26 protein-coding genes are annotated in these 25762 nt (G+C 70.7%); 17 read left to right on the forward strand and 9 right to left on the reverse strand.

Going from position 1 to position 25762, the window contains the following annotated elements; all coding sequences use genetic code 11:
• The first annotated feature begins 81 nt into the window (after window positions 1–81).
• The 5 genes from tsaB to AC07EJ_RS25820 all read left to right on the forward strand — a co-directional run bounded on the left by tsaB (window position 82) and on the right by AC07EJ_RS25820 (window position 3717).
• The gene (gene tsaB / locus AC07EJ_RS25800) at window positions 82–735 is read left to right on the forward strand and encodes a tRNA (adenosine(37)-N6)-threonylcarbamoyltransferase complex dimerization subunit type 1 TsaB (RefSeq protein WP_389479721.1); all 654 of its coding nucleotides are present in this window, start codon (window positions 82–84) and stop codon (window positions 733–735) included.
• 17 nt (window positions 736–752) lie between these two features.
• Window positions 753–1256, forward strand: a complete 504-nt coding sequence (gene rimI / locus AC07EJ_RS25805; RefSeq protein ID WP_389480052.1) for a ribosomal protein S18-alanine N-acetyltransferase — start codon at window positions 753–755, stop codon at window positions 1254–1256.
• Window positions 1249–2346 (forward strand): tRNA (adenosine(37)-N6)-threonylcarbamoyltransferase complex transferase subunit TsaD, encoded by a 1098-nt coding sequence (gene tsaD / locus AC07EJ_RS25810; RefSeq protein ID WP_389479723.1) that lies wholly within the window; start codon window positions 1249–1251, stop codon window positions 2344–2346. The genes rimI and tsaD overlap by 8 nt, the downstream gene beginning before the upstream one ends.
• Window positions 2343–2600 (forward strand): hypothetical protein, encoded by a 258-nt coding sequence (locus AC07EJ_RS25815; RefSeq protein WP_389479725.1) that lies wholly within the window; start codon window positions 2343–2345, stop codon window positions 2598–2600. The genes tsaD and AC07EJ_RS25815 overlap by 4 nt, the downstream gene beginning before the upstream one ends.
• Window positions 2601–2730: 130 nt before the next feature.
• The gene (locus AC07EJ_RS25820) at window positions 2731–3717 is read left to right on the forward strand and encodes an LCP family protein (RefSeq protein WP_389480055.1); all 987 of its coding nucleotides are present in this window, start codon (window positions 2731–2733) and stop codon (window positions 3715–3717) included.
• 4 nt (window positions 3718–3721) lie between these two features.
• Here the strand turns inward: AC07EJ_RS25820 and AC07EJ_RS25825 are convergent, their stop codons facing one another.
• Window positions 3722–4387 carry a class I SAM-dependent methyltransferase gene (locus AC07EJ_RS25825; RefSeq protein ID WP_389479727.1) on the reverse strand — a complete coding sequence of 222 codons (666 nt, stop codon included), beginning with the start codon at window positions 4385–4387 and terminating at the stop codon, window positions 3722–3724.
• Window positions 4388–4557: 170 nt separating this feature from the next.
• Here AC07EJ_RS25825 and AC07EJ_RS25830 point away from each other — a divergent pair, with 170 nt between their 5' ends.
• Together AC07EJ_RS25830 and AC07EJ_RS25835 are read left to right on the forward strand one after the other, a co-directional pair.
• Complete coding sequence (locus tag AC07EJ_RS25830) at window positions 4558–4914, forward strand: YciI family protein (protein WP_389479729.1); 357 nt, start codon at window positions 4558–4560, stop codon at window positions 4912–4914.
• Between the two features lie 91 nt (window positions 4915–5005).
• Complete coding sequence (locus tag AC07EJ_RS25835; RefSeq protein WP_478885004.1) at window positions 5006–6271, forward strand: RNA polymerase sigma factor; 1266 nt, start codon at window positions 5006–5008, stop codon at window positions 6269–6271.
• Here AC07EJ_RS25835 and AC07EJ_RS25840 read toward each other — a convergent pair.
• Window positions 6268–7500, reverse strand: a complete 1233-nt coding sequence (locus tag AC07EJ_RS25840) for a class I SAM-dependent methyltransferase (RefSeq protein WP_389479733.1) — start codon at window positions 7498–7500, stop codon at window positions 6268–6270. The genes AC07EJ_RS25835 and AC07EJ_RS25840 overlap by 4 nt on opposite strands.
• 91 nt (window positions 7501–7591) lie before the next feature.
• On the opposite strand from AC07EJ_RS25840, the gene AC07EJ_RS25845 reads away from it, so the two are divergent.
• The 4 genes from AC07EJ_RS25845 to groL all read left to right on the forward strand — a co-directional run bounded on the left by AC07EJ_RS25845 (window position 7592) and on the right by groL (window position 11909).
• Window positions 7592–8539 (forward strand): polysaccharide deacetylase family protein, encoded by a 948-nt coding sequence (locus AC07EJ_RS25845; RefSeq protein WP_389479735.1) that lies wholly within the window; start codon window positions 7592–7594, stop codon window positions 8537–8539.
• Window positions 8539–9651, forward strand: a complete 1113-nt coding sequence (locus AC07EJ_RS25850) for a polysaccharide deacetylase family protein (RefSeq protein ID WP_389479736.1) — start codon at window positions 8539–8541, stop codon at window positions 9649–9651. Before AC07EJ_RS25845 ends, AC07EJ_RS25850 begins: the two co-directional genes overlap by 1 nt.
• Before the next feature lie 213 nt (window positions 9652–9864).
• The gene (gene groES / locus AC07EJ_RS25855) at window positions 9865–10173 is read left to right on the forward strand and encodes a co-chaperone GroES (RefSeq protein ID WP_073810087.1); all 309 of its coding nucleotides are present in this window, start codon (window positions 9865–9867) and stop codon (window positions 10171–10173) included.
• Between the two features lie 110 nt (window positions 10174–10283).
• Window positions 10284–11909: a chaperonin GroEL gene (gene groL, locus AC07EJ_RS25860; protein ID WP_389479739.1), complete on the forward strand. Its 1626-nt coding sequence runs from the start codon at window positions 10284–10286 to the stop codon at window positions 11907–11909.
• Between the two features lie 168 nt (window positions 11910–12077).
• Here the strand turns inward: groL and AC07EJ_RS25865 are convergent, their stop codons facing one another.
• The 4 genes from AC07EJ_RS25865 to AC07EJ_RS25880 form a co-directional block, all read right to left on the reverse strand.
• Complete coding sequence (locus AC07EJ_RS25865; RefSeq protein WP_389479741.1) at window positions 12078–12785, reverse strand: ester cyclase; 708 nt, start codon at window positions 12783–12785, stop codon at window positions 12078–12080.
• Window positions 12786–12904: 119 nt separating this feature from the next.
• A complete protein-coding gene (locus tag AC07EJ_RS25870) occupies window positions 12905–13678 on the reverse strand; it encodes an SDR family NAD(P)-dependent oxidoreductase (RefSeq protein ID WP_389479743.1) in 774 nt (257 codons plus the stop codon).
• Between the two features lie 105 nt (window positions 13679–13783).
• Complete coding sequence (locus AC07EJ_RS25875; RefSeq protein WP_389479745.1) at window positions 13784–14044, reverse strand: hypothetical protein; 261 nt, start codon at window positions 14042–14044, stop codon at window positions 13784–13786.
• 94 nt (window positions 14045–14138) lie between these two features.
• Window positions 14139–14855: an MOSC domain-containing protein gene (locus tag AC07EJ_RS25880; RefSeq protein WP_478885005.1), complete on the reverse strand. Its 717-nt coding sequence runs from the start codon at window positions 14853–14855 to the stop codon at window positions 14139–14141.
• Window positions 14856–14935: 80 nt separating this feature from the next.
• On the opposite strand from AC07EJ_RS25880, the gene AC07EJ_RS25885 reads away from it, so the two are divergent.
• A complete protein-coding gene (locus AC07EJ_RS25885; RefSeq protein ID WP_389479749.1) occupies window positions 14936–15886 on the forward strand; it encodes a LysR family transcriptional regulator in 951 nt (316 codons plus the stop codon).
• A 78-nt stretch (window positions 15887–15964) separates the two neighbouring features.
• Here the strand turns inward: AC07EJ_RS25885 and AC07EJ_RS25890 are convergent, their stop codons facing one another.
• Window positions 15965–16303 (reverse strand): WhiB family transcriptional regulator, encoded by a 339-nt coding sequence (locus AC07EJ_RS25890; RefSeq protein WP_389479752.1) that lies wholly within the window; start codon window positions 16301–16303, stop codon window positions 15965–15967.
• A gap of 382 nt (window positions 16304–16685) precedes the next feature.
• On the opposite strand from AC07EJ_RS25890, the gene AC07EJ_RS25895 reads away from it, so the two are divergent.
• From AC07EJ_RS25895 to AC07EJ_RS25910, 4 genes are all read left to right on the forward strand, one after another.
• Window positions 16686–17297, forward strand: a complete 612-nt coding sequence (locus AC07EJ_RS25895; protein WP_003948568.1) for a response regulator transcription factor — start codon at window positions 16686–16688, stop codon at window positions 17295–17297.
• A gap of 253 nt (window positions 17298–17550) precedes the next feature.
• The gene (locus AC07EJ_RS25900) at window positions 17551–18135 is read left to right on the forward strand and encodes a sigma-70 family RNA polymerase sigma factor (RefSeq protein WP_362904211.1); all 585 of its coding nucleotides are present in this window, start codon (window positions 17551–17553) and stop codon (window positions 18133–18135) included.
• 252 nt (window positions 18136–18387) lie between these two features.
• A complete protein-coding gene (gene guaB / locus AC07EJ_RS25905; RefSeq protein WP_389479754.1) occupies window positions 18388–19893 on the forward strand; it encodes an IMP dehydrogenase in 1506 nt (501 codons plus the stop codon).
• A 114-nt stretch (window positions 19894–20007) separates the two neighbouring features.
• Window positions 20008–21132 carry a GuaB3 family IMP dehydrogenase-related protein gene (locus AC07EJ_RS25910; RefSeq protein ID WP_362904215.1) on the forward strand — a complete coding sequence of 375 codons (1125 nt, stop codon included), beginning with the start codon at window positions 20008–20010 and terminating at the stop codon, window positions 21130–21132.
• Window positions 21133–21195: 63 nt separating this feature from the next.
• On the opposite strand, the gene AC07EJ_RS25915 is transcribed toward AC07EJ_RS25910, so the two are convergent.
• Complete coding sequence (locus tag AC07EJ_RS25915) at window positions 21196–22449, reverse strand: nucleotide sugar dehydrogenase (RefSeq protein ID WP_389479756.1); 1254 nt, start codon at window positions 22447–22449, stop codon at window positions 21196–21198.
• A gap of 285 nt (window positions 22450–22734) precedes the next feature.
• Here AC07EJ_RS25915 and AC07EJ_RS25920 point away from each other — a divergent pair, with 285 nt between their 5' ends.
• A complete protein-coding gene (locus AC07EJ_RS25920) occupies window positions 22735–24441 on the forward strand; it encodes a glycerol-3-phosphate dehydrogenase/oxidase (protein ID WP_478885006.1) in 1707 nt (568 codons plus the stop codon).
• A gap of 171 nt (window positions 24442–24612) precedes the next feature.
• Here AC07EJ_RS25920 and AC07EJ_RS25925 read toward each other — a convergent pair whose 3' ends face one another.
• The gene (locus AC07EJ_RS25925; RefSeq protein WP_389479760.1) at window positions 24613–25656 is read right to left on the reverse strand and encodes a serine hydrolase domain-containing protein; all 1044 of its coding nucleotides are present in this window, start codon (window positions 25654–25656) and stop codon (window positions 24613–24615) included.
• Window positions 25657–25762 lie beyond the last annotated feature (106 nt).

Here is a 25762-nt window from a genome sequence, read left to right on the forward strand (position 1 = left end):
GTCTTTGTGGTGACGGTAGCAGCAGGCGCCCGGCTCACCGGGGCGGCCGTGGGCGGGGCGCCGGAGCCGTAGGCTGTTTCTGTGCTGTTGCTCGCGCTGGATACCGCCACCCCCGCCGTCACCGTCGCCCTGCACGACGGCTCCTCCGTCGTCGCCGCATCGAGCCAGGTGGACGCCCGCCGGCACGGGGAGCTGCTGCTCCCCGCCGTCGACCGGGTGCTCGCCGAAGCCGGCGTCAGACTCGACGCCGTCACCGGCATCGTCGTCGGCGTGGGCCCCGGCCCCTACACCGGGCTCCGCGTCGGCCTCATGACCGCCGACACGTTCGGGCTCGCCCTCGGCGTGCCCGTTCACGGCCTGTGCACGCTGGACGGGCTCGCGTACGCCGCCGATATCGAGGGCCCCTTCGTCGTCGCGACGGACGCGCGGCGCAAGGAGGTCTACTGGGCGCGCTACGAGGACCCGCGCACCCGGGTCACCGACCCCGCCGTCGATCGCCCCGCCGACATCGCCGAGCAGGTCGCGGGCCTTCCCGCGGTCGGCGCCGGTGCCGTGCTGTACCCGGACACCTTCACGGACGCGCGCGCCCCCGAGAACGTGTCGGCGGCCGCCCTCGCCTCGCTCGCCGCCGAGAAGCTCGCCGCCGGCGAGCAGCTCGACGCGCCGCGCCCCCTGTATCTGCGCCGCCCCGACGCGCAGGTGCCCAAGAACTACAAGGTGGTCACCCCGAAGTGAGCGCGGCTCTGCGCGAGATGCGCTGGTGGGACATCGAATCCGTGCACGCGCTCGAGAAGGATCTCTTCCCGCACGACGCGTGGTCCCGCGGCATGTTCTGGTCCGAGCTCGCGCACGCGCGCGGCGCCGGGTCGACCCGCCGCTACGTCGTCGCCCACGACGGCGACCGTCTCGTCGGGTACGCGGGCCTCGCCGCGTCCGGCACGGACTACGAGGGCGGCTCCGGCGTGGGGGCCGACGTGCAGACCATCGCCGTCGTCCGTGACCAGTGGGGCACCGGCCTCGGCGCCCGGCTCCTCACCGCCCTGCTGCGCCACGCGACCGACCTCGAGTGCTCCGAGGTGACGCTCGAGGTACGGGTCGACAACACCCGGGCGCAGAAGCTCTACGAGCGCTTCGGCTTCGAGTCCATCGGCGTCCGCCGCGGCTACTACCAGCCGGGCAACGTGGACGCGCTCGTGATGCGTCTGACCGACCCCTCGACATCAGTGACACCCGTACAAGGAACCGAAAATGGCTGACGAACCGCTCGTCCTCGGCATCGAGACCTCCTGCGACGAGACCGGCGTCGGCATCGTCCGCGGCCACACGCTGCTGGCCGACGCGATCGCCTCCAGCGTCGACGAGCACGCCCGCTTCGGCGGTGTCGTCCCCGAGGTCGCCTCGCGCGCGCACCTGGAAGCCATGGTGCCGACCATCGAGCGCGCCCTGAAGGACGCCGGGGTCGCCGCCTCCGACCTGGACGGGATCTCCGTCACGGCGGGCCCGGGGCTCGCGGGCGCGCTGCTCGTGGGCGTCTCGGCGGCCAAGGCGTACGCGTACGCGCTCGGCAAGCCGCTCTACGGCGTGAACCACCTCGCCTCGCACATCTGCGTCGACCAGCTGGAGCACGGGCCGCTGCCCGAGCCCACGATGGCGCTGCTCGTCTCCGGCGGGCACTCGTCGCTGCTGCTCTCCGCCGACATCACGTCCGACGTGCGCCCCCTCGGCGCGACCATCGACGACGCGGCGGGCGAGGCCTTCGACAAGATCGCCCGGGTGCTGAACCTCGGCTTCCCCGGCGGTCCCGTCATCGACCGGTACGCGAAGGAGGGCGACCCCACCGCGATCACCTTCCCGCGCGGGCTCACCGGGCCGCGCGACCCCGCGTACGACTTCTCGTTCTCCGGACTGAAGACGTCCGTCGCGCGCTGGATCGAGGCGAAGCGCGCCGCCGGTGAGGACGTTCCGGTGCGTGACGTCTCGGCGTCCTTCCAGGAGGCCGTCGTCGACGTGCTGACCCGCAAGGCCGTGCGTGCCTGCAAGGACGAGGGTGTCGACCACCTCATGATCGGCGGCGGTGTGGCCGCCAACTCGCGGCTGCGGGCCCTGGCCCAGGAGCGGTGCGAGGCGGCCGGGATCCGGCTGCGCGTGCCGCGGCCCAAGCTGTGCACGGACAACGGCGCGATGGTCGCGGCCCTCGGAGCCGAGATGGTGGCACGCAACCGGTCCGCGTCCGCCTGGGACCTGTCGGCCGACTCCTCGCTGCCGGTGACGGAGACGCATGTGCCGGGGCACACGCACGACCACGACCATGTGCACGAGGTCGCGAAGGACAACCTGTACTCATGACCGTCGCGTTGATGTGGGAGGCGCGGGCGGCCGACGGGCGGGGCGAGGAGCTGCTCGCCTGGGCGCGGGGGCAGGTCCTCGCGGCCGAGCCGCTGCGGCGCGAGTTCTTCCGCGCCCCGCAGGACCGGGTCCTCGTCATCACCTGGTGGGAGGCGGCGTACGACGCCGAGCTGCCCGAACTTCCCGAACCCGAGGGCGAGTTGGTGACCCGGGCGGTGCACCGGTGGCGGTTCGAGGCGGTCGCTCCCGGCTGAGGACCTCTCGTCCCGGGACGTGAGAACCGTCTGAGATTCCCGGAAGACGGCGCCTTACTGGTTTACCGTTGTAATAATTCCGACTTATGTTCGCCCTGTGAAGCGAATACAGCGCCGTCGTGGGCGTTTGGTGAAGACGGCCGGTGTCGTGGCCGGCTGCGTTCTCGTCCTCACCGGGGGCGGGGCCGCGTGGGCGTACTGGCATCTGGACCACAACATCCGGGGTGTCGACATCGACAGCGCGCTCGGCGACGACCGGCCCCCGAAGCCGGCCCCGGCTACGCCGGAGCCCTCGGCGACCGCACTGCCCGCGGGGGCGCTGAACATCCTCGTCCTCGGCTCGGATTCGCGCAGCGGCAGCAAGAACTCCGCGCTCGGCGGCGGCCACAGTGAGGGCGCCCGCTCCGACACCGCGATGGTGGTGCATCTCGATGCGGACCGTTCGGCGGCGACCGTCGTCAGCATTCCCCGCGACACCCTCGTCGAGCGGCCCGCGTGCCCGACCCCGTCCGGCGGACGCACGCAGGCCGCGTACGGTGCCATGTTCAACAGCGCTTACTCCGTGGGCGGTCCCGTCTGTGCCGTGAAGACGGTGGAGAAGCTCACCGGCGTCCGCATGGACCACTATCTGGAGATCGACTTCTCCGGCTTCGCGTCGGTCGTCGACGCGCTCGGCGGCGTGGACGTCACGACGACCGAGGACATCGACGACGATCTGAGCCACCTCCAGCTCGACGCGGGCTACCACCACCTCGACGGCAAGCAGGCCCTCGCCTTCGCCCGCACCCGGCACGGCGTCGGCGACGGCAGCGACCTCGGCCGCATCAAACTCCAGCAGCAGCTGGTCAAGGCGCTGGTGGAGAAGGTCTCGGGGAGCGATCTCCTGACGAACCCGGCCCGTCTCTACAAGGTCGCCGACGCCCTCACCGCAAGCCTCACCACGGACACCGGCCTCGACTCGCTCGGCGAACTCCAGGGCCTGGCGGGCGGCTTGAAGGGGCTGTCGGCCGATGAGGTGAAGACGGTGATGATGCCGGTGCTCCCGGCGCCGTCCGACCCCAACCGTGTCGTCGCCGACGAGCCGGAGGCCGGGAAGCTGTGGGCCTCGCTGCGGTGACGCGTCAGGCGTTGTTGTACGTCAGCAGATAGCGCCAAAAGAGGAGTTGGCGGACTTCGCTGCCGGGGAGGAGGCGGGCCGCCTCGGTGCGGATGTCGGTGAGCGACATGTCGGGTTGGCGCACGGGGGGCTGGAGGGGCGGCCGTGCGGCGCCGCGCAGCCGGTCGCTCACGTGGACCACGGCGCGGGCCGCCGCGTTCGCGGGGACGGCCACGAGGTCCCGGCGCGTCCTGCCCGCGTAGCAGCCGAGGACGAGCAGCGCGCCGCCGGGAGCGAGGGCGGCGCGCAGCCGCGTGACCGTCGCGAACGGCATGTGGTGCAGGCTCGCCAGGCAGGTGATGACGGCGTAGTGCCCCTCGGGCAGATCCGTCGCCGTCACGTCCGCCCGGCGGTAGCGCGGCCCGCCGCCGATGGGCTCCGCCTCGCCGATGGCCTCCGCCTCGGCGATGACCTCGGCCGAGGGATCGAGCGCGTCGACCTCGTAGCCACGGGCCGCCAGGCGCCGCGCGAAGCGGCCGGTGCCGCAGCCGATGTCGAGGGCGGCGCGGACCTCGTTGCGACCCTCCTTGTGGCCCTTCTTGCGGCCTTCCTTGCGGACTTCCCTGTGGCCTTCGTTCGGCAGGTGGCGCAGGAGGAGCCGGTGGTAGTGGTCGTTGTGGTCGAAGGGCATGGGGCGCAATGGTGGCAGAGGGTTGGTATGGGGCGTGTCTGTTCGGAGAAAGCAGGCGGGACGGAAACTTTCCCGAAGATTTTCGGCGCGCGTGTCGATCCGGCGGATCCCCGTTCGACGCGTAAGTGAGAGCGGGGAAGAACCCCGACCGCACCGAACGAGGAGTCACCATGCCGCGCTACATGACCTTGGTCCGTATCGACGAGAGCAAGGCCCCTGCCGAGGGCCCCAGTGAGGCCCTGATGCAGCGCATGGGCGAGCTGATCGAGGAGATGACCAAGGCCGGCGTGCTGCTCGACACGGGCGGTCTCCACCCGTCGTCCGAGGGCACCCGCGTGCACTACGAGAACGGAGAGATCACCGTCACCGACGGGCCGTTCACCGAGTCCAAAGAGGTCATCGGCGGCTACGCGATCATCCAGGCCAAGGACCGGGCCGAGATCCTGGAGTGGACCAAGCGGTTCCTGAAGGTGCACGAGGAGCACTGGACGGTCACCTCCGAGGTCCGCGAGATCGCCGAGGGCTGAGCCACGCCGGAGCCAGTGCCAGTGCCAGTGCCGGAGCCACGCCGGACAGGCTCTTGGCCGCCGCGCGGGCGCGGGTGTCTGATGGTGGGCCGTGACAGCAGAACGCACTGCCGAAGCGGCCCACGCCATCGAGACCGTCTTCCGTCTGGAGGCGCCCCGCATCATCGCCGGTGTCACGCGCATCGTGCGGGACGTGGGCATAGCGGAGGAACTCGCGCAGGACGCGCTCGTCGCCGCCCTGGAGCAGTGGCCGGACGAGGGGATCCCCGACAACCCGGGCGCCTGGCTCATGGCCACCGCCAAGCACCGGGCGATCGACCTCGTGCGCCGCAAGGAGCGGTACGCGCGCAAGCTGGCGGAGGTCGGCCGCGACCTGGAGGCCGCGCCGCCCCACCTGGACGAGCCCGCGGATCCGGACGACATCGACGACGACCTGCTCCGGCTCGTCTTCACGGCCTGCCACCCGGTCCTGTCCGCCGAGGCCCGGGTCGCGCTCACGCTGCGGCTGCTCGGCGGCCTCACCACCGCCGAGATCGCCCGCGCCGTGCTGGCCCCCGAGGCGACGGTCGCCCAGCGCATCGTGCGCGCGAAACGCACCCTCGCCACGAAGAACGTCGCCTTCGAAGTGCCCTACGGACCCGACCGGGCGGCCCGCCTCGGCTCGGTCCTCGAGGTCATCTACCTCATCTTCAACGAGGGGTACGCGGCCACCGCGGGCGACGACTATCTGCGCCCCGGCCTGTGCGAGGACGCGCTGCGGCTCGCCCGGCTGCCGTCCGGCCTGATGCCGAAGGAGCCCGAAGTCCACGGCCTGGCCGCCCTGTTGGAACTCCAGGCCTCACGCTCGGCCGCCCGTACGGGCCCGTCGGGCGAGCCGGTCCTGCTCAGGGACCAGGACCGTACGCGCTGGAACCAGCTCCTGATCCGGCGCGGGTTCGCGGCGCTCGGCCGCGCGGACGCGGTGTCCACGGGCGGCGGCCCCGGCCCGTACGCCCTCCAGGCCGCGATCGCCGCCAGCCACGCGCACGCCCACACGTATGCGGAGACGAACTGGGCGGGGATCGCCACTTTGTACGGGCTGCTCGCCGCGCGGGCGCCGTCCCCCGTCGTGGAGCTGAACCGGGCGGTGGCCGTGTCCATGGCCGAGGGCCCCGAGGCCGGCCTCGCACTGGTCGACGCCCTGGCCGGTGAACCGGCGCTGCGCGACTACCACTTGCTGCCGAGCGTGCGCGGAGACCTCCTTGAGCGGCTCGGGCAGCGCGAGGAGGCGCGGGCCGAGTTCGAGCGGGCCGCTTCGCTGACCCGCAACGAACGGGAGCGGGAGCTGCTGCTGGCGCGGGCGGAGGGGTGTCGTTAGGGCGTCGCTCCGCGTCGGGTGGCGGTGGGTTCACCCGTGGCCGGCTGCGCGGGCGCACCGAGCAGCATCGTCGGGGCGCCCGCGACGCGGGTCAGGAACACCGTCACCGCGTGCGGGCCGTGCCGCTTGGGCAGGGCCTTGCGGCGCAACTCCTCCGGCTCCACCGCCGACCCCCGCTTCTTCACCGTCAGGATCCCGACCTCGCGCTCCCGCAGCAGCGCCTTCAACTTCTTTACGTTGAAGGGAAGTTGGTCCGTGATCTCGTAGGCGGTGGCATACGGCGTCGCGTGCAGCGTGTCGGACGTGACGTAGGCGATCGTCTCGTCGATCAGCCCGCCCCCGACCTCCTCGGCCACGTCGGCGACCAGGTGGGCGCGGATGACGGCGCCGTCGGGCTCGTACAAGTACCGCCCCACGTGCCGTACTTCGGGGTCGGGGAGGCCGCGGCCGGTGAGTGCGCGCGGCCCCGGCAGCAGCGTCGCCCGCATGCGCCCCGGCTCCGTGCCGAACCAGAGCACGGCCTCCTTCACGTCCCCGCCGTCCGAGATCCACTCGGCATCGGCCGCGTCGGGGATCGCTTCGTGGGGGATGCCGGGCGCGATCTTCAGGGCCGCGTGCCGGGCCCCGAGCGCCGCGCCGACCGCCCAGGACAGGGGCGGGGAGTACGCCTCCGGGTCGAAGATCCGGCCGCCTCCCTTGCCGCCGCCCCGGCGTGCGGGGTCGACGAACACCGCGTCGTACGGCTGCGTGTCGACCTCGGTGACATCGGCCTCGCGGACCTCGATCAGCTCGGCGAGGCCCAGGGCCCGCGCGTTCGCCCGCGCGACCTCGCAGGTCAGGGGGTCGCGGTCGACGGCGAGTACGGAGATCCCGGCGCGGGCCAGCGCGATCGCGTCGCCGCCGATGCCGCAGCACAGGTCGGCGACGGAACGTACCCCGAGCGCCTTGAACTCCTCGGCGCGGTGGGTGGCGACGCTCGTGCGGGTCGCCTGCTCGACGCCGTTCGCGGTGAAGTACATGCGGCTCGCGTCCGCCTCGCCGAACTTCGCCGCGGCGCGCTGGCGCAGCCTGGCCTGCGCGATGGCCGCCGAGACGAGATCCGCCGGGTGGTCGCGGCGCAGCCGGGTGGCGACGGCGAGCTCCTGGCCGGGGGTGATGTCCCGTACGTCGTCGAGAAGCGCCTGGCCCTCCGGGGAGAGCAGCGAGCTGAAGGAGGCGAGGTCGTTCACCAGGCCCATTGTGGGCCAGTCGGTGGACGGTGTGCGCACGGCCGCGGTGTCGGGCCCTGATCAGTGCCGTGAGCTGCGAGGATCCGGCGCCATGCGACTTGTACGACAAAACGACGAAAGAGCCGCGAAGGAGACAGTGGCCCGGAGGGTCCGGCGCGGCCGTGCGCGGGCCGGTCTCGCCGTGCTCGCCGCCTGTGCGGTCGCCTCCGGGTGCGCCGCGTCCGGCGACGCCGCGGCAGTCAAGCCGGCGCCCGGCCCGCAGCCCCTCCTGGCTCCGCCCGCCCGCGCCCTCGACTCCTACGCGGGCAAGCTGCGCGCCACCCAGGCCGCCCGGGTCGCAATGGCCAAGAAGTGGGGCCTGGCCGAGCCGCCGCTCCTCGCGCCGCCCGCGCCCGCCATGAAGCCCGTGATCAGGGCTCGCAAGGGCTTCGAAGTCCAGGGCCAGGAGGGCCTGCCGCCCGTCTTCACGACCGTGCCGACCACGGACAAGGTCGTGTTCCTCACCATCGACGACGGCTCCGAGAAGGACCCGGCGTTCCTGGAGATGATGAGCGACCTGAAGATCCCGTACACCGCCTTCCTCAGCAACTACCTGGTGGAGGACGACTACGGCTACTTCAGGGAGATGCAGTCCCGCGGCATCACGCTGAACAACCACACGCTGACGCACCCGTATCTGCCGGGCCTGTCCTACGAGGGGCAGAAGCGCGAGATCTGCGGCATGCAGCACATCATGCAGGAGCAGTTCGGCGAGCGGCCCGTGGCCTTCCGGCCGCCCTACGGCAACTACAACCGGGACACGCTGCGCGCCGCCAAATCCTGCGGCATCAAGTACGCGCCGATCTGGAACGAAGAGGTGTTCGTCGACCACGTCGAGTGGCGCGAGGAGGACAAGGACCTGCGTCCGGGCGACATCATCCTGAGCCACTTCCGCGGCCCCGACGAGTGGAAGGGCGCCATGCCCGACATGGTCCGCCGGCTCATGGAGTACGTCACCGACAAGGGGTACGCGGTGGCCAGGCTGGAGGACTACCTGTGATGTCCGGCCGGGCGCGCCGGGCCCCCGCGCGCACCGGGCCCCGGCGGCTGCTCGCCGCAGCCCTGGCCGCCGGTGTCCTCGCCTCCGCCCTGCTCACCGGGTGCGCCCAGTCCGTGGACCCGATCGAGCGGCTCAGCAGGAAGGCGGCTGAGAGGGTCCGCCACCCGAGCCACCCGGCCCCGGCGGCCACACCGGGCGTCGGTGTGGGGGGTGTCGGGGCTGGTTCGTGGGGTGTGCGGAGTGGCTCTTGGGGCGCGCGGGGTGGGGCATGGGAAGCGCGGGGTGGTTCTTGGCGTGCGCGGGGTGATGCTTGGGGCGCGCGCGGGTCGGGGAGCGCGCCTGAGTCAGGGAATACGGCGGGCAGGATGCCGGCCCATGCCACGCCTCTCAAGGACCACGCCTCTCAGGGCGGCCCCGCTCCGGACGCCTACCGCCACTGGGGGCTCTCCGCCCCGCTCGCCCCGGCGCCGAGGCCCCCCGCACGCCACGCGGCCGTGGCGGGGCCGGGCCCCTACGCACTCCCGCGCGTCGTGGACCACGTCCGTACCAAGGACCGGGTCGTCTTCCTGACCTTCGACGACGGCGTGGAGCGCGACCCGCACTTCGCCGACATGGTCCGCGAGCTGCGGCTGCCCGTCAGCGTCTTCCTCACGGACGGCGTCGCGGGCCCCGGCCGCGACCCCTTCGGCAAGCTGCGGGCCCTCGGCGCGGGCGTGCAGAACCAGACCCTCAACCACCACTCCCTGCCCGCACTCCCGTACGCCGAGCAGCACGCCGAGATCTGCGGCCAGCAGGACCGGCTGAAGAACCGCTTCGGCACCCGCCCCCGCCTGTTGCGCCCGCCGTTCGGCGACTACGACCAGGACACCCTGCGCGCGGCCGCCACCTGCGGGGTGGACGCCGTGGTCCTGTGGCGTGCCACGTTGCGGACCGACCACGTGCGTGACGCGGATGCGGAGGGGGGCCGGCTGCGTTCCGGAGACATCGTCAGGGCCCAGTTCCGTGACGGCGACGACTCGCACGGGACGGCGCTCACCGACATGACGGCGCGGCTGTTGCGCCGTATCCAGGCCCAGGGGTTCACGGTGGGGAGGCTCGAGGACTACCTGTGACGGAACTGCCGGAGGGGCCGTGCGGAGGACTCACCCTCACTGAATTGGCACTCCGCTTGACCGAGTGCTAATCGCAGTCATAGTCTCGGCCCTGGCACTCCCCACTGGAGAGTGCCAATAGCGACGGGCAGGTCCGGCACCCGCGACGACGGATCCACCTGGTCGCCACCTCAGACAGTTAACCCCGTGATCTCCGAAGGGGGAGGTCGGATCGTGACGACCACCAGCTCCAAGGTTGCCATCAAGCCGCTCGAGGACCGCATTGTGGTCCAGCCGCTCGACGCTGAGCAGACCACCGCCTCTGGCCTGGTCATCCCGGACACCGCGAAGGAGAAGCCCCAGGAGGGCGTCGTCCTCGCCGTTGGTCCGGGTCGCTTCGAGAACGGCGAGCGCCTGCCGCTCGACGTGCAGACCGGCGACATCGTGCTGTACAGCAAGTACGGCGGCACCGAGGTGAAGTACAACGGCGAGGAGTACCTCGTCCTCTCGGCTCGCGACGTGCTCGCGATCGTCGAGAAGTAATTCACCCACTGTTTTAGTTCTGCGCCCCTGGCACCCCGCTACTCAGCTGCGACTTATCTCAGCATGCCGGGCGTCGGGGGCGCAGTTCGTTCGAGAGGACTAACAGCTCCATGGCGAAGATCCTGAAGTTCGACGAGGACGCCCGTCGCGCCCTCGAGCGCGGCGTCAACAAGCTTGCCGACACGGTCAAGGTGACGATCGGCCCCAAGGGCCGCAACGTCGTCATCGACAAGAAGTTCGGCGCTCCCACCATCACCAACGACGGTGTCACGATCGCCCGCGAGGTCGAGCTCGACGACCCGTACGAGAACCTCGGCGCCCAGCTGGTGAAGGAGGTGGCGACCAAGACCAACGACATCGCGGGTGACGGCACCACCACCGCCACCGTGCTCGCCCAGGCCCTGGTCAAGGAAGGCCTGCGCAACGTCGCCGCCGGCGCTTCCCCGGCCGCCCTGAAGAAGGGCATCGACGCCGCGGTCAAGGCCGTGTCCGAGGAGCTCCTCGCGACCGCCCGCCCGATCGAGGACAAGGCCGACATCGCCGCTGTCGCCGGTCTGTCCGCCCAGGACTCGCAGGTCGGCGAGCTCATCGCCGAGGCGATGGACAAGGTCGGCAAGGACGGTGTCATCACCGTCGAGGAGTCCAACACCTTCGGGCTCGAGCTGGACTTCACCGAGGGCATGGCCTTCGACAAGGGCTACCTGTCTCCGTACTTCGTGACGGACCAGGAGCGCATGGAGGCCGTGCTCGAGGACCCGTACATCCTGATCAACCAGGGCAAGATCTCCTCCATCCAGGACATGCTGCCGCTGCTGGAGAAGGTCATCCAGGCCGGTGGCTCCAAGCCGCTCCTGATCATCGCCGAGGACGTCGAGGGCGAGGCCCTGTCGACCCTGGTCGTGAACAAGATCCGCGGCACGTTCAACGCCGTCGCCGTCAAGGCGCCCGGCTTCGGTGACCGCCGCAAGGCGATGCTCGGCGACATGGCCACCCTCACCGGTGCCACCGTCATCGCCGAGGAGGTCGGCCTCAAGCTCGACCAGGCCGGTCTCGAGGTGCTCGGCACCGCCCGTCGCGTGACGATCACCAAGGACGACACGGTCATCGTCGACGGTGGGGGCAACTCCGCCGACGTCGCCGGCCGCGTCAACCAGATCAAGGCCGAGATCGAGAACACGGACTCCGACTGGGACCGCGAGAAGCTCCAGGAGCGCCTCGCGAAGCTCGCCGGCGGCGTGTGCGTGATCAAGGTCGGCGCCGCCACCGAGGTGGAGCTCAAGGAGAAGAAGCACCGTCTGGAGGACGCCATCTCCGCGACCCGCGCCGCGGTCGAGGAGGGCATCGTCTCCGGTGGTGGCTCCGCTCTGGTGCACGCCGTCAAGGTCCTCGAGGGCAACCTCGACAAGACCGGCGACGAGGCCACCGGTGTCGCGGTCGTCCGCCGCGCCGCCGTCGAGCCGCTGCGCTGGATCGCCGAGAACGCCGGCCTCGAGGGCTACGTCATCACCTCGAAGGTCGCCGAGCTCGACAAGGGCCAGGGCTTCAACGCCGCGACCGGCGAGTACGGCGACCTGGTCAAGGCCGGCGTCATCGACCCGGTCAAGGTCACCCGCTCCGCCCTGGAGAACGCCGCGTCCATCGCTTCGCTGCTGCTCACGACCGAGACCCTGGTCGTCGAGAAGCCGGCGGAGGAGGAGTCCGAGGCCGGCGGCCACGGGCACGGCCACTCCCACTAGTGAGCTGAGCGACTCAGTGCGCTGAGCGACCAGTGCGCTGAGTGATTGGTGCGCTGAGCGATCAGCGCGGCGCCAGTCGCACTGGCGTCTGCTCGTACGAGGCCCGGTTCCGCGCTTGCCGCGGGGCCGGGCCTCGGCGTTCGCGGCGCCGGGTCCGGACCCGCACGGTCAGGACTCGAGCTGATCGAGCGCGCCGAGCTGGGCCATCAGCCCCAGCCGGTCGTTCTCCCACCAGCCCTCGACGATCTTCCCGTCCTCCCGGAACCGGAAGATCGTCGTGCCGGTCATCGTGACCTGTTTGCCCGTCGCCGGGATTCCCATGAAGTCGCCGTTGTGGTCGGCGCTGAAGGTCCACCGCGTGCACACCCGGTCGCCTTCGGTGATCTGGTCGTCGATGGTGAATTCGAGATCGAACCCGAGGCGGTACATCTCGATCTCGCGCCGCATCGCGTCGAGACCGATGGTGTCCGTCACGTTGGCGGGATCGTGGTCGTGGTAGTCCTCCGCGAGCAGGTCGTTGAGCGGGGGCAGTTCACCCTCGGTGGCGAGCGTCTCGAAGAACCGGCGCGCGTTCCCCGCGTACAACTGCTCGTCCCGCACCACGTCCAGATCGGTGAAGGTGGGCATCTCGTCGCAGAGGGCGACCATCTCCCGGAAGATCGTGTCGGTCTCCGGAAGGTTCGAGTTCCGCATCGCCTCCTCGTACGACGGGAACTCCACGATCTCGATGAAGTGCGACGCGTTGGACCGGTCCTTGCCGATCACGTTGTGCGTCGCGGTCCGCTTCCCCTTGGTCCGCTCGGCCCATGTGTCCATGAGCTGGTTCATCTCGTCGAATCGGCTGGTCTTGCAGTCGATCAGTTGCACGAACGTCATGACGCCGCCTCCCGGCCCCCCTGCATCCCCCTGCTTAAGGTCCGGACAGCTCCATCCTCCCACCGCCGTGTAACGACCCGGCGGGACCGAGTCCCGGTCGAACCGGGACCCGCCGCGCCTTACTGGGGCCCGTACTTGCGCCCCGTCTTCGCCGTGGCCCCGCCGAGCAGCCCGCGCGGCGCCAGCTTCACGACGCCCATCAACGCCTTGTACCGCGGATCCGGGACCGACAGCGACTTGCCGCGCGCCAGGTCGGCGAGCGCCGCCGCCACCAGCTTGTCGGCGTCGAGCCACATCCACTTGGGGATGTTGTCCGTGCCCATCGAGGCCCGCTCGTGGAACTCCGTACGGACGAACCCCGGGCAGAGCGCCATCAGCCGCACACCGCTGCCGGCCAGATCACGCGCCGCGCCCTGCGTGAACTGCACGACCCACGCCTTCGAGGCGCCGTACGTCCCGCGTGGCACGAACGCCGCCACCGACGCCACGTTCACCACGCCGCCCCTGCCGCGCTCACGCATCGGCGCCACCGCGGCGGACGTGAGCCGCAGGACCGCCTCGCAGTGCACCTTCAGCATGGTCAACTCGTCGGCGAGCGGAACCTCCAGGTACTGCCCCTTGTTGCCGAAGCCCGCGTTGTTGACCAACAGGTCCACCGGCCGCTTGCGGTCGGTCAGCCGTGCCTCGACGGCGCCGATGCCCTCGTCGGTGGAGAGGTCCGCGGTGAGCACCTCGGCCTCGATGCCGTGCCGGTCGTGGAGTTCGGTGGCCTGCTCCCGCAGCCGCTTGGTGTCACGCGCCACCAGGACGAGGTCGTGGCCGTCCGCGGCGAGCCGGCGCGCGAACGCGGCACCGATCCCCGAGGTGGATCCCGTAATCAGAGCGGTAGTCATGGGGCAAGGCTAGTGACCGCCGTGGGCATGACCACGCTCGGGCGTCCCCGCGCGTTGTCCCTTGACCACGACCACTCCGTCCTGCGGCCCTTGCCCCCGGCTCCCTCAGGCCGAAGTGGCGCCCGCGCACCGCTCCTTGTCGTCCGGTATCTCCAATGTGCCTATATATGCGAGCAGTTCGGGTGACGACCTGAGACTGTCAGTCGCCCCCTGCAACCGCAGTACGTACACCTCGCTGGCAGCGCTGGCGGTGCTGACGCCGGCGCCGCTCCACAGCCGTACGAAGCAGGCGCCGATCGCGAGCGTCACGACGGCGACGGCGGCGACCGAGCCGGCCGCGAGGAGAACGCGCTTGAATGGGGACATGCGTCGAGCTTCCCGCCCGACCCACCCCCGCCGCATCGGGGACGACCCCCCACTCGCCCCCGATCCAACCCCCGTACGGCGCCCGGGTTTTCCCTTACAACGGCGCGTCCGCCGCTGCCGGGCCCCCGTTTCCGCCTCCGCCCCCGTCCCCGTACTTGGCCACGTACGTGCGAGCCGCCTCGACGGCTTCGGGGGCGAGTGCGTCCGCCGCGACGAGCAGGCGCGGCAGCAGTTCGCGCTCGGTCGTGACGGCCTGGAACTGGAAGGCGACGGTCACCTCGTGGTCGGGTCGCCGCACGATCTCGATCGTGTCGCCCGCCCGGATCGAACCCGGCTCGATCACCCGCAGATACGCGCCTGGTGCGGCGTGCGCCGTGAAGCGCTTGACCCACCCCTTCTCGCCGAGGTGCCCCTGGAAGGTGCGGCAGGGGATCCGGCTGGAGGTGACCTCGAGGACCAGGTCGGAGCCGACGCGCCAGCGCTCGCCGATCTTCGCGCCCGTCACGTCGACACCCTCGGTGGTGAGGTTCTCGCCGAACGAGCCGTTGCGCAGATCGTGGCCGAGCGTGCCCTCCCATTCGTCGAGGTCCTCGCGGGCGAAGGCGTACACCGCCTGGTCGTCGCCGCCGTGATGCCGCATGTCGCACACGGAGTCACCTTCGAGACCGCTCGCGCCGACCCCCTTGGGTCCGGGCGCCGCCACCCGGACCGGGCCCTGCACCGGCTGCTTGTCGATACCGGTCACGCCCTCGGCCTGGTCAGTGTGCTCACTGGCCTCGGGGCGACCCACATTCAGAGACAGAAGCTTCATGACGGCACGCTAAGCGACGCGGCGCCAAAGCGTCGATGCAATATTTCCCGTTGCACCCAAGGCTCGCTTATGCTTGAGGGATGATCGAGGCCCGTCATCTCCGTGTACTGCGCGCCGTGGCCGCCACCGGCTCCTTCTCGGCCGCCGCCCGCGAGCTCGGCTGCACACAGCCCGCGGTCAGCCAGCAGATGAAGGCTCTCGAATCCTCCGCTGGCACCCCGCTCCTCATCCGCACCGGCCGCGAGATGCGGCTCACTCAGGCGGGTGAAGCCCTGGTGCGGCACGCGGCGGGAATCCTGGCCGGGTTGACCGCGGCGGAGGAAGAGGTCGCCGCCATCGCGGGCCTGCGCGCCGGCCGTGTCCGCCTCGTCTCCTTCCCCAGTGGCAGCTCCACGCTCGTCCCCACTGCGCTGGCCGCCCTGCGCGCGGCGCACCCCGGCACCCGCGTCTCCCTGGTGGAGGCGGAGCCGCCGCGCTCGGTCGAGATGCTGCGCGAGGGGGACTGCGACGTGGCCCTGGCCTTCAGGTACGAGGGGCGGCGCGACGCGGTTCAGGGCAAGGGTGTGGGTGGAAGACGGGAGGGCGAAGGGGCGCAGGCTGCTGAGGACTGGGACGATCTCGTCGTACGTCCGCTGCTCGCCGACCGTCTCGTCGGCCTCGTCCCTGAGGGGCACCGTCTTGCCGCGTCGGACGCGGTGTCCATCGGCGAGCTGGCCGATGAGCCCTGGATCGCGGGCTGCCCGCGCTGTCGGCGGCAGCTGGTGGAGGTCTGTGAGGCAGCGGGATTCACCCCGCGCATCGACTTCGCCACCGACGACTATCCGGCAGTGATCGGCCTGGTCGGCGCCGGCCTCGGTGTGGCGGTTCTGCCGGAGCTCGCCATCGAATCCGTGCGCCCCAAGGGTGCACGCACAGTGACCGTGGAACCGGCCGTGCAGCGCGAGATCGTCGCCCTCACACTGCCCGACCTGGCTCAGGTGCCGGCCGTGGCAGCCACGCTCGACCACCTGGCGCGGGCCGCGACCCGCTGATCGAGCCCTGACAAGCGCTGATCGAGCCCTGACAAGCCCGTGGGCGTGTCACCGGGCCCACTTTGAGGAAACGTTCCTTCAATGGTTCACCGTGGGTGGCCCGCCGCCTGACGGCGCCGGCGCGGCGGCGACGAGCCGGTTACGGGCGCGGCCCATGAGCTCCTCGCGTTCGTCCTCGGTCAGCCCGCCCCACACGCCGTACGGCTCGCGCACCTGGAGCGCATGAGCAGCGCACTCCGCGCGCACCGGACACCTCATGCAGACCTCTTTGGCCGAGTTCTCGCGGGCGCTGCGCGCCGCTCCCCGCTCTCCCTCCGGATGGAAGAAGAGCGAGCTGTCCACCCCGCGGCAGGCCGCGAGGAGCTGCCAGTCCCACAGATCTGCGTTCGGTCCGGGAAGGCGGGAGAAATCTGCCATTGCTGTGTCCCCTTGTAGCCGTTCTGCCGCGGATACGGTGCCCAAGAACCGTACATCTACTGTCTAAGGAGATGAAAATATGACTCATTACGAATCTAGCCTCAGACGCCACTGAAAGTGAAGAAAAACGGCTAAATGGGGCACGTCTTGTGGTGAATCCTTGTGGGTCGCTTGCGCCGTCTGCTCTGTGTCCGGTCCCTCACGTAGAGTGCCGAAGCAGACCGTCGAACCCGTAACTCTTTCGGGTGACCGTCGTTGAGAGTGCGGAGGCGGTTGAAGGAACAAGCGCTCGGGCATCTGTCCGAGAGCGTCGACCGCACAGGTGACGATTCGTACCAGCCTGGAGGCCCAAGGTGACGCGCATCAGCTGCGGAGGACGGTCATGACATCCGTCCTCGTCTGCGACGACTCCCCGCTTGCCCGAGAAGCGCTCCGCCGCGCGGTCGCGACCGTCCCCGGCGTGGAGCGCGTGACGACCGCGGCCAACGGCGAGGAAGTCCTCCGCCGCTGGGGCGCCGACCGCTCGGACCTGATTTTGATGGACGTACGCATGCCCGGTCTGGGCGGCGTCGAGACGGTCCGGCGGCTGCTGTCCGCCGATCCCGGTGCGCGCATCATCATGCTCACCGTGGCCGAGGACCTGGACGGTGTGGCGCTCGCCGTCGCCGCCGGTGCCCGTGGCTATCTGCACAAGGACGCCTCGCGCGCCGAGCTGCGGGCCACGGTCACGCAGGCGCTCGCCGACCCGACCTGGCGGCTCGCGCCGCGCAGACTGCGGTCGGCCGAGATGGGTGCGGCGCCGACGCTCACGGCGCGTGAGATCCAGGTGCTCGAGGGCATGAGCCACGGCCGGTCCAACGCGGAGATCGGGCGTGAGCTCTTCCTCTCCGAGGACACGGTCAAGACGCACGCACGCCGCCTCTTCAAGAAGCTCGGCGCCTCGGACCGTGCGCACGCCGTGGCGCTCGGCTTCCGCTGGGGCCTGGTCCGCTAAGGCGCACGGTGCGCCGCCGCGGGGGCACAGCGATCCCCGTCCGCCCCAGGGCGGACGGGGCTGCGGACGGCCGCCGGTCCTCGTTTCGCCGGACATGCCGCATCCTTGAGTTGTGGAGTTCCTCAGGGACGAGTCGGTCGAGCGGAAGGGGAGGGCGCACGAGATGAGTTCCGGCGCACCTGCTCATAACGCTTCAGTGCACAACTACGGACGCGGTGCCACGGATCGGACGCAGCCAAGGCACCATGGACCGATGCGCGACGACGAGGCAGCCGCCCCTGGAGCCATCGGTGCCCTGGTCCACAGCGCCGTCGAAGGCGACGAGCAGGCCACGCACGACCTCCTCGCGCACGTCCATCCCCTCGCGATCCGCTACTGCCGCAGCCGTCTGACCCGACTGCCGGGTGACGCACGGCACTTCGTGGAGGATCTCGCGCAGGAAGTCTGTGTCGCGGTGCTTCTGGCGCTGCCGCGCTACAAGGACACCGGGCGCCCCTTCGAGGCGTTCGTCTTCGCCATCGCCGCGCACAAGGTCGCCGACCTGCAGCGCGCCGCCATGCGGCATCCCGGTTCCACGGCCGTGCCCTCCGACGAGATGCCGGAGCGGCCCGACGACTCGCTCGGGCCGGAGGAGAGGGCCCTGCTCAGCAGCGATGCGGAGTGGGCGAAGAAGCTCCTCGCCAACCTTCCGGAGAACCAGCGCGAGCTGCTGCTGCTCAGGATCGCCGTCGGCCTCACCGCCGAGGAGACCGGGCAGATGCTCGGCATGTCGCCGGGCGCCGTCCGCGTCGCGCAGCACCGCGCCCTCAGCAGGCTGCGGGCTCTCGCCGAGCAGTGAGCCGGAACGGCGAGTCGAAACAGCGGGCGGAGCAGTGCTTCAAGCGGCGCCCCAAGCGGTGAGCGGCGCCCCAGGTGGTGACCCGGTGAGTGAGACGCGCCACGCGCGCGTGAGGCGAACCCCGGGCAGAGCGCGGATTGCGCACGTGTGAACGTACAAATCTGCTCGGTGATCTTGATCGTGGAATGAGACACCTCCGGATCCCGTTAGCATGGACATCCGCACCGATCAAGGCCATTTGGGGAAGGTGTCATGACTGCAAACGTCGACGGAGTGCCCGAGAAATTCGCGACACTCGGGCTGACCTACGACGACGTGCTGCTGCTGCCGGGCGCGTCCGAGGTCCTCCCGAACGCGGTCGACACCTCGTCCCGCATCTCCCGCAACGTGCGCGTGAACATTCCGCTGCTGTCCGCGGCGATGGACAAGGTCACCGAGTCCCGCATGGCCATCGCCATGGCGCGGCAGGGTGGCGTGGGCGTGCTGCACCGCAACCTGTCGATCGAGGACCAGGTCAACCAGGTCGACCTCGTGAAGCGTTCCGAGTCCGGCATGGTGACCGACCCGATCACCGTGCACCCGGACGCGACGCTGGGCGAGGCCGACGCGCTGTGTGCGAAGTTCCGCATCAGCGGCGTCCCGGTGACCGACCCGGCGGGCAAGCTGCTCGGCATCGTCACCAACCGCGACATGGCGTTCGAGACCGACCGCGGCCAGCAGGTGCGCGAGGTCATGACGCCGATGCCGCTCGTGACCGGCAAGGTCGGCATCTCCGGCGTCGACGCCATGGAGCTCCTGCGCCGCCACAAGATCGAGAAGCTTCCGCTGGTCGACGAAGCGGGTGTCCTCAAGGGCCTCATCACGGTCAAGGACTTCGTGAAGGCCGAGCAGTACCCGAACGCCGCGAAGGACGCCGAGGGCCGCCTCCTCGTCGGTGCCGCGGTCGGCGCGAGCCCTGAGGCCCTGGAGCGCGCGCAGGCGCTGGCCGAGGCGGGTGTGGACTTCCTCATCGTCGACACCTCGCACGGTCACAACAGCAACGCGCTGAACTGGATGGCGAAGATTAAGTCCAGCGTCGGCGTCGACGTCATCGGCGGCAACGTCGCGACGCGTGACGGCGCGCAGGCCCTGATCGACGCCGGTGTCGACGGCGTGAAGGTCGGTGTGGGCCCCGGCTCCATCTGCACCACGCGCGTGGTCGCCGGTATCGGCGTCCCGCAGGTCACCGCGATCTACGAGGCGGCGCTCGCCGCCCGTGCCGCCGGCGTCCCGGTCATCGGTGACGGCGGTCTGCAGTATTCCGGCGACATCGGCAAGGCGCTCGCCGCCGGTGCCGACACGGTGATGCTGGGCAGCCTGCTCGCGGGCTGTGAGGAGTCCCCGGGTGAGCTGATGTTCATCAACGGCAAGCAGTTCAAGTCGTACCGCGGCATGGGATCCCTCGGGGCGATGCAGTCCCGTGGGCAGGGCCGGTCGTACTCCAAGGACCGCTACTTCCAGGCCGACGTCGCCTCCGACGACAAGCTCGTGCCCGAGGGCATCGAGGGCCAGGTGCCCTACCGTGGCCCGCTGGCCAACGTGCTGCACCAGCTCGTCGGTGGTCTGCGCCAGACGATGGGCTATGTGGGCGCCACCTCCATCGACGAGATGGAGACCAAGGGCCGCTTCGTACGGATCACGTCCGCGGGCCTCAAGGAGAGCCACCCGCACGACATTCAGATGACGGTCGAAGCGCCGAACTACAGCCGCAGCAAGTAGTCGCCGACAGTCGAAGACAGCGCCAGGGGCGGTCCCGGGGTTCCCGGGGCCGCCCCTGGCGCGTATGTCGGGGATACTGGAAGGCGCTGAAACGCAGAGGGAAAGGCCACACACGTGACTGAGATCGAGATCGGGCGCGGCAAGCGCGGCCGCAGGGCGTACGCCTTCGACGACATCGCCGTCGTACCGAGCCGCCGTACGCGTGACCCGAAGGAGGTCTCGATCGCCTGGCAGATCGACGCCTACCGCTTTGAGCTGCCGTTCCTGGCCGCTCCCATGGACTCGGTCGTCTCGCCGGCCACCGCCATCCGGATCGGGGAGCTCGGTGGCCTCGGCGTGCTGAACCTCGAGGGTCTGTGGACCCGCTACGAGGACCCGCAGCCGCTCCTCGACGAGATCGCCGAGCTGGACTCCGACGTCGCCACGCGGCGCCTCCAGGAGATCTACGCCGCGCCCATCCAGGCCGACCTGATCGGGCAGCGCATCAAGGAGGTGCGCGACTCCGGCGTCGTCACCGCCGCCGCGCTCTCGCCGCAGCGCACGGCCGAGTTCTCCAAGGCCGTCGTGGACGCGGGCGTCGACATCTTCGTGATCCGGGGGACCACCGTGTCCGCCGAGCACGTCTCCGGCGCCGCCGAGCCGCTGAACCTGAAGCAGTTCATCTACGAGCTGGACGTGCCGGTCATCGTGGGCGGCTGCGCCACGTACACCGCCGCGCTGCACCTGATGCGCACCGGCGCGGCCGGTGTGCTCGTCGGTTTCGGTGGCGGTGCCGCGCACACCACGCGCAACGTGCTGGGCATCCAGGTGCCGATGGCGACCGCCGTCGCCGATGTGGCCGCCGCCCGCCGCGACTACATGGACGAGTCCGGCGGCCGGTACGTGCACGTGATCGCCGACGGTGGCGTGGGCTGGTCCGGCGACCTGCCGAAGGCGATCGCCTGCGGCGCCGACGCCGTGATGATGGGCTCCCCGCTGGCGCGCGCCACGGACGCGCCCGGCAAGGGCCACCACTGGGGCATGGAGGCCGTCCACGAGGACGTGCCGCGCGGCAAGAAGGTCGACCTCGGGACCGTCGGTACGACGGAGGAGGTCCTCACCGGGCCTTCGCACACCCCTGACGGTTCGATGAACTTCTTCGGCGCCCTCAAGCGCGCCATGGCGACGACCGGCTACAGCGAGCTCAAGGAGTTCCAGCGGGTCGAGGTCACGGTGGCGGACTCGCAGCACCGCCGCTGACGCAGTTCTACGGAGATGGGGCCCGCACCGGTTCGGTGCGGGCCCCATCTCCGTAGAGGGCCTCTACAGGCGGTGGGCCGCGCCCGTCGGGGTGGCGCCCCTGGTGTCCAGGAGGAGCTGGGCCTTCACGGACAGGCCCTGGAGGTCGTACGTGCGGTGCTGCTGGAGCAGGATCGTCAGGTCGGCGTCGGCTGCGGCCTCGTAGAGGGAGTCCGCGCGGGGGACGGGGTGGCCGAGGACGTTCCACGACGGGATGTGCGGGTCGTGGTAGCTGACCGCGGCGCCCAGCTGCATCAGCCGGGTGGCGATCTCCTGGGCGGGGGTGCCCTCCAGGTCGGCGACGTCGGGCTTGTACGTGATGCCGAGGAGCAGGACGCGGGCGCCGCGGGCCGACTTGCCGTGCTCGTTGAGGAGGGTGGCGGCGCGCTGGATCACGTACTGGGGCATGTGCTGGTTGACCTGCTGGGCCAGTTCCACCATGCGCAGGGGGTGGACCGGGAGGGGCGGGCGTGAGAGGTCCTGGGGGACTCCGTGGCCGCCGACGCCGGGGCCGGGGCGGAACGCCTGGAAGCCGAAGGGCTTGGTCTCGGCGCAGCGGATGACGTCCCACAGATCGACGCCCAGGTCGTGGCAGAGGACGGCCATCTCGTTGACCAGGGCGATGTTGACGTGGCGGTAGTTGGTCTCCAGGAGCTGGACGGTCTCGGCCTCGCGTGGTCCACGCGCGCGTACGACCTTGTCGGACAGGCGGCCGTAGAAGGCGGCGGCCGATTCCGTGCAGGCGGGGGTGAGGCCGCCGATGACCTTGGGGGTCGTGGCGTACGCGTGCGTGCGGCTGCCGGGGTCGAGGCGGCCGGGGGAGTAGGCGAGGTGGAAGTCGCGGCCGGCGCGCAGCCCCGAGCCGTCCTCCAGGAGGGGGCGCAGGACGCTTTCGGTGGTGCCGGGGGCGACCGGGGTCTCGATGATCACGGTGGTGTGGGGGCGCAGGCGGGTGGCGAGGGCCCGTGTGGCGTCGGTGAGCTGTGTGAGGTCGAGGGAGCGGTCCGCGCCGAGTGGGGCGGGGGCGCAGATGACGGCGGTACGGACGCGGCCGAGTTCGACGGGGTCGCCGGTCGGCCGGAAGCCCCCCGAGAGCATCCGGCGGATGTCGGCGGCGGTCAGGGTTCCCTCGGCGCCGTCGCCGGGGAGGCGGCCGGCCGCGAGGTCGGTGGCGCGTGCGGGGTCGTAGCCGATGGTCGCGATGCCGGTGGCGACGGCGGCCTGGGCGAGGGGCAGGCCGAGGTGGCCGAGTCCGATGACGGCGAGATCTGCGGGCATGGCGGTGGGCCGTCCTTCCCAATAGCCGGAGCGGGAGGAGAGCGCAAGCCCTGTGGACAAGATGGGCGAGCGCAATGTCAGACTAGGAGTAAATATGACCGTTATGCGGTATTGCGTGGCCGGGAATCCGGGAGTGTTGTCCACAGGCTGCGGGTGAGTGGTGGCTGAAGTCGGGCACGGCGGTCAGAATCGGTGCATGGGTGATGAGAGCCGGGGCGCATCAGACAGGTGACACCGGTGGGACCGACTGGACCGACGCCGACTGACCGACAGCGGGAGGTAGCAGTGAGGACAGCGACACTGGGACCGGCGGAGCGTGCCGAGGCGCTCGCGGGAATGGCCGAGCCGGAGCTGGACATCCTGGTCGTGGGCGCGGGGGTGGTCGGCGCGGGCACCGCGCTCGACGCCGCGACCCGGGGTCTGTCCACCGGCCTGGTCGAGGCGCGGGACTGGGCCTCCGGCACGTCGAGCCGGTCGAGCAAGCTGATCCACGGCGGACTCCGGTATCTGGAGATGCTCGACTTCGCGCTCGTACGTGAGGCGTTGAAGGAGCGCGGACTGCTCCTGGAGCGGCTCGCCCCACATCTCGTGAAGCCGGTTCCGTTCCTGTATCCCCTCCAGCACAAGGGCTGGGAGCGGCTGTACGCGGGCTCGGGCGTCGCTCTGTACGACGCGATGTCGATGGCGCGCGGGCACGGGCGCGGCCTGCCCATGCACCGCCATCTGAGCCGGCGTCACGCGCTGCGGGTCGCACCCGCGCTCAAGAAGGACGCCCTCGTCGGCGCGTTGCAGTACTACGACGCGCAGATGGACGATGCGCGGTATGTGGCGACGCTGGTGCGCACGGCCGCGATGTACGGGGCGAAGGTCGCCAACAGGGCGCGTGTGACGGGCTTTCTGCGGGAGGGCGAGCGCGTCGTCGGCGCCCGCGTCGAGGACGTGGAGGGCGGCGGGGAGTACGAGATCCGCGCCCGCCAGGTCGTGAACGCGACGGGCGTGTGGACGGACGACACGCAGGCGATGGTGGGCGAGCGGGGCCAGTTCCACGTGCGCGCCTCCAAGGGCATCCACCTCGTCGTGCCCAAGGACCGGATCAACTCGACGACCGGGCTCATCCTGCGGACCGAGAAGAGCGTCCTGTTCGTGATCCCGTGGGGGCGCCACTGGATCGTGGGCACCACGGACACGGAATGGGACCTCGACAAGGCGCACCCCGCCGCCTCCAGCGCCGACATCGACTATCTGCTCGAGCATGTGAACTCGGTCCTCGCGGTGCCCCTCACGCGCGACGACGTCCAAGGGGTCTACGCGGGCCTGCGGCCCCTGCTCGCCGGTGAGTCCGACGCCACGAGCAAGCTCTCGCGCGAACACACGGTGGCGCACCCCGTGCCGGGGCTCGTGGTCGTGGCGGGCGGCAAGTACACGACGTACCGGGTCATGGCCAAGGACGCCGTCGACGAGGCGGTGCACGGTCTCGACCAGCGCGTCGCCGACTGCGTCACCGAGGACGTCCCGCTGGTCGGGGCCGAGGGCTATCACGCGCTGTGGAACGCGCGGGCGAGGATCGCCGCGCGGACCGGGCTCCACGTGGTGCGGGTGGAGCATCTGCTCAACCGGTACGGGTCGTTGGCGGAGGAGTTGCTCGACCTGGTGGCGGCCGACCCCGGGCTCGGCGCGCCCCTCACCGGCGCCGACGACTATCTGCGGGCCGAGGTCGTGTACGCCGCCTCGCACGAGGGGGCGCGGCATCTCGACGACGTGCTGACGCGGCGCACACGGATCTCGATCGAGACGTTCGACCGGGGGACGCGGTGCGCGCGTGAGGCGGCGGAGCTGATGGCTCCGGTGCTCGGCTGGGACAAGGACCAGATCGAGCGGGAGGTGGAGCACTACGAGAAGCGGGTGCAGGCTGAGCGGGAGTCTCAGCGTCAGCCGGATGACCTCTCGGCCGATGCTGCCCGATTGGGGGCGCCGGATATTGTGCCGCTCTGATCTGTGCGGCTCTTTTGTGCCGGTCTGATTTGTGCGGGGTGGATGGGTGCGCCGGGGTTGCGCTGGGGGCTGTGCCCCCAGGCCCCCCTTCGCCCTGCGGGCTCGTCCTCAAACGCCGGACGGGCTGGGAGGTGTGCTCGGACGTGGGGCGGGTGGGAGGTGCGCTCGCTCTCAAGCGTCGGACGGGCTGAGTCGTGGGCAGAACTCGGCTGTCAGTAGGCGGCGTTCCAGTTGGGGGGCCTTGGCCAGGGTGTCTGTGTTCGTGCGGAACGTGATGACTGTGGACGTCGTTCTCGTCGTCGCCGTGCGGACGTAGCTGCCCTCTATGCGGCCGTTGTGGCCCCATACCGTCGTACCGCAGGGGAGCTTCGTGGGGTAGAGGCCCATTCCGTAGTGGCCTTGTGCGGTACGGGTGTTGAGCATCGTCCGGAGTTGGGTCGAGGGGAGGAGGCGGCCCTTCAGGAGGGCTGTGTAGAAGCGGTTCAGGTCAGTCAGGGTGGAGATCAGTTCGCCCGCGGCGCCGGCCACGCGTGGGTTCAGGGTGGTCACGTCGCGGCCCGTCGCGTCGTACGCGCGGCCGTGCGGGGTGGGCAGGTCGGTGCGGGTGCCGGGGAACGACGTGCCGGTGAGGTGGAGCGGTTCGATGATGCGGCGGCGGGCCTCGGCCGCGTACGAGTGGCCCGTGACCTGGCCGATGACCATGCCGAGCAGGACGTAGTTCGTGTTCGAGTACGACCAGAGGCCGCGGGTCTTCGGCGGGTCGGACTCGGCGAGGCGTACGGCGGTTGTGGGGGAGACCGGGGTCGTGCCGTGCGTGCGCGCCGTGAAGTCGGGCAGGCCACTGGTGTGGGTGAGAAGCGAGTGGAGGGAGACGGCGTGGTCACGGAGCCGGCCGGGGAGGTGGTCGTCCACCGTGTCGGAGAGCCGGAGGCGGTGTTCCGCGGCGAGTTGCAGGACGACCGTCGCGATGAACGACTTCGTGATGCTCCCCGCCCGGAAGTGGTCGGTGCGGCGGATCGTGGGCCCGGTGCGCACGAAGCGCGTCCTCGTGCCCTCGCGGGCGAGCAGCGCCGCGGCGGGAGCCTTGCCTTGCGTGACCAGCAGAGGAAGAGTGAGGTCCGTGGCCGGGGCCGCGAGTGTCGTGGAACTGCCCGGAAACATCCAGAACAGGGCTGCTGCCAGGGGTATCGCCAGCAGTGTCCGAAGTGCGGGCATGACGGTTCCTCCCTGTCCGTGGTACATCATGCGGGACGGCCGACCCTGGGCGTGGAGTGGTCCCCGGGTAAGGGACAATGAAGGCTCTGTCAGGGCGGGTTGCAGA

This window comes from Streptomyces sp. NPDC045026 (assembly GCF_056432625.1).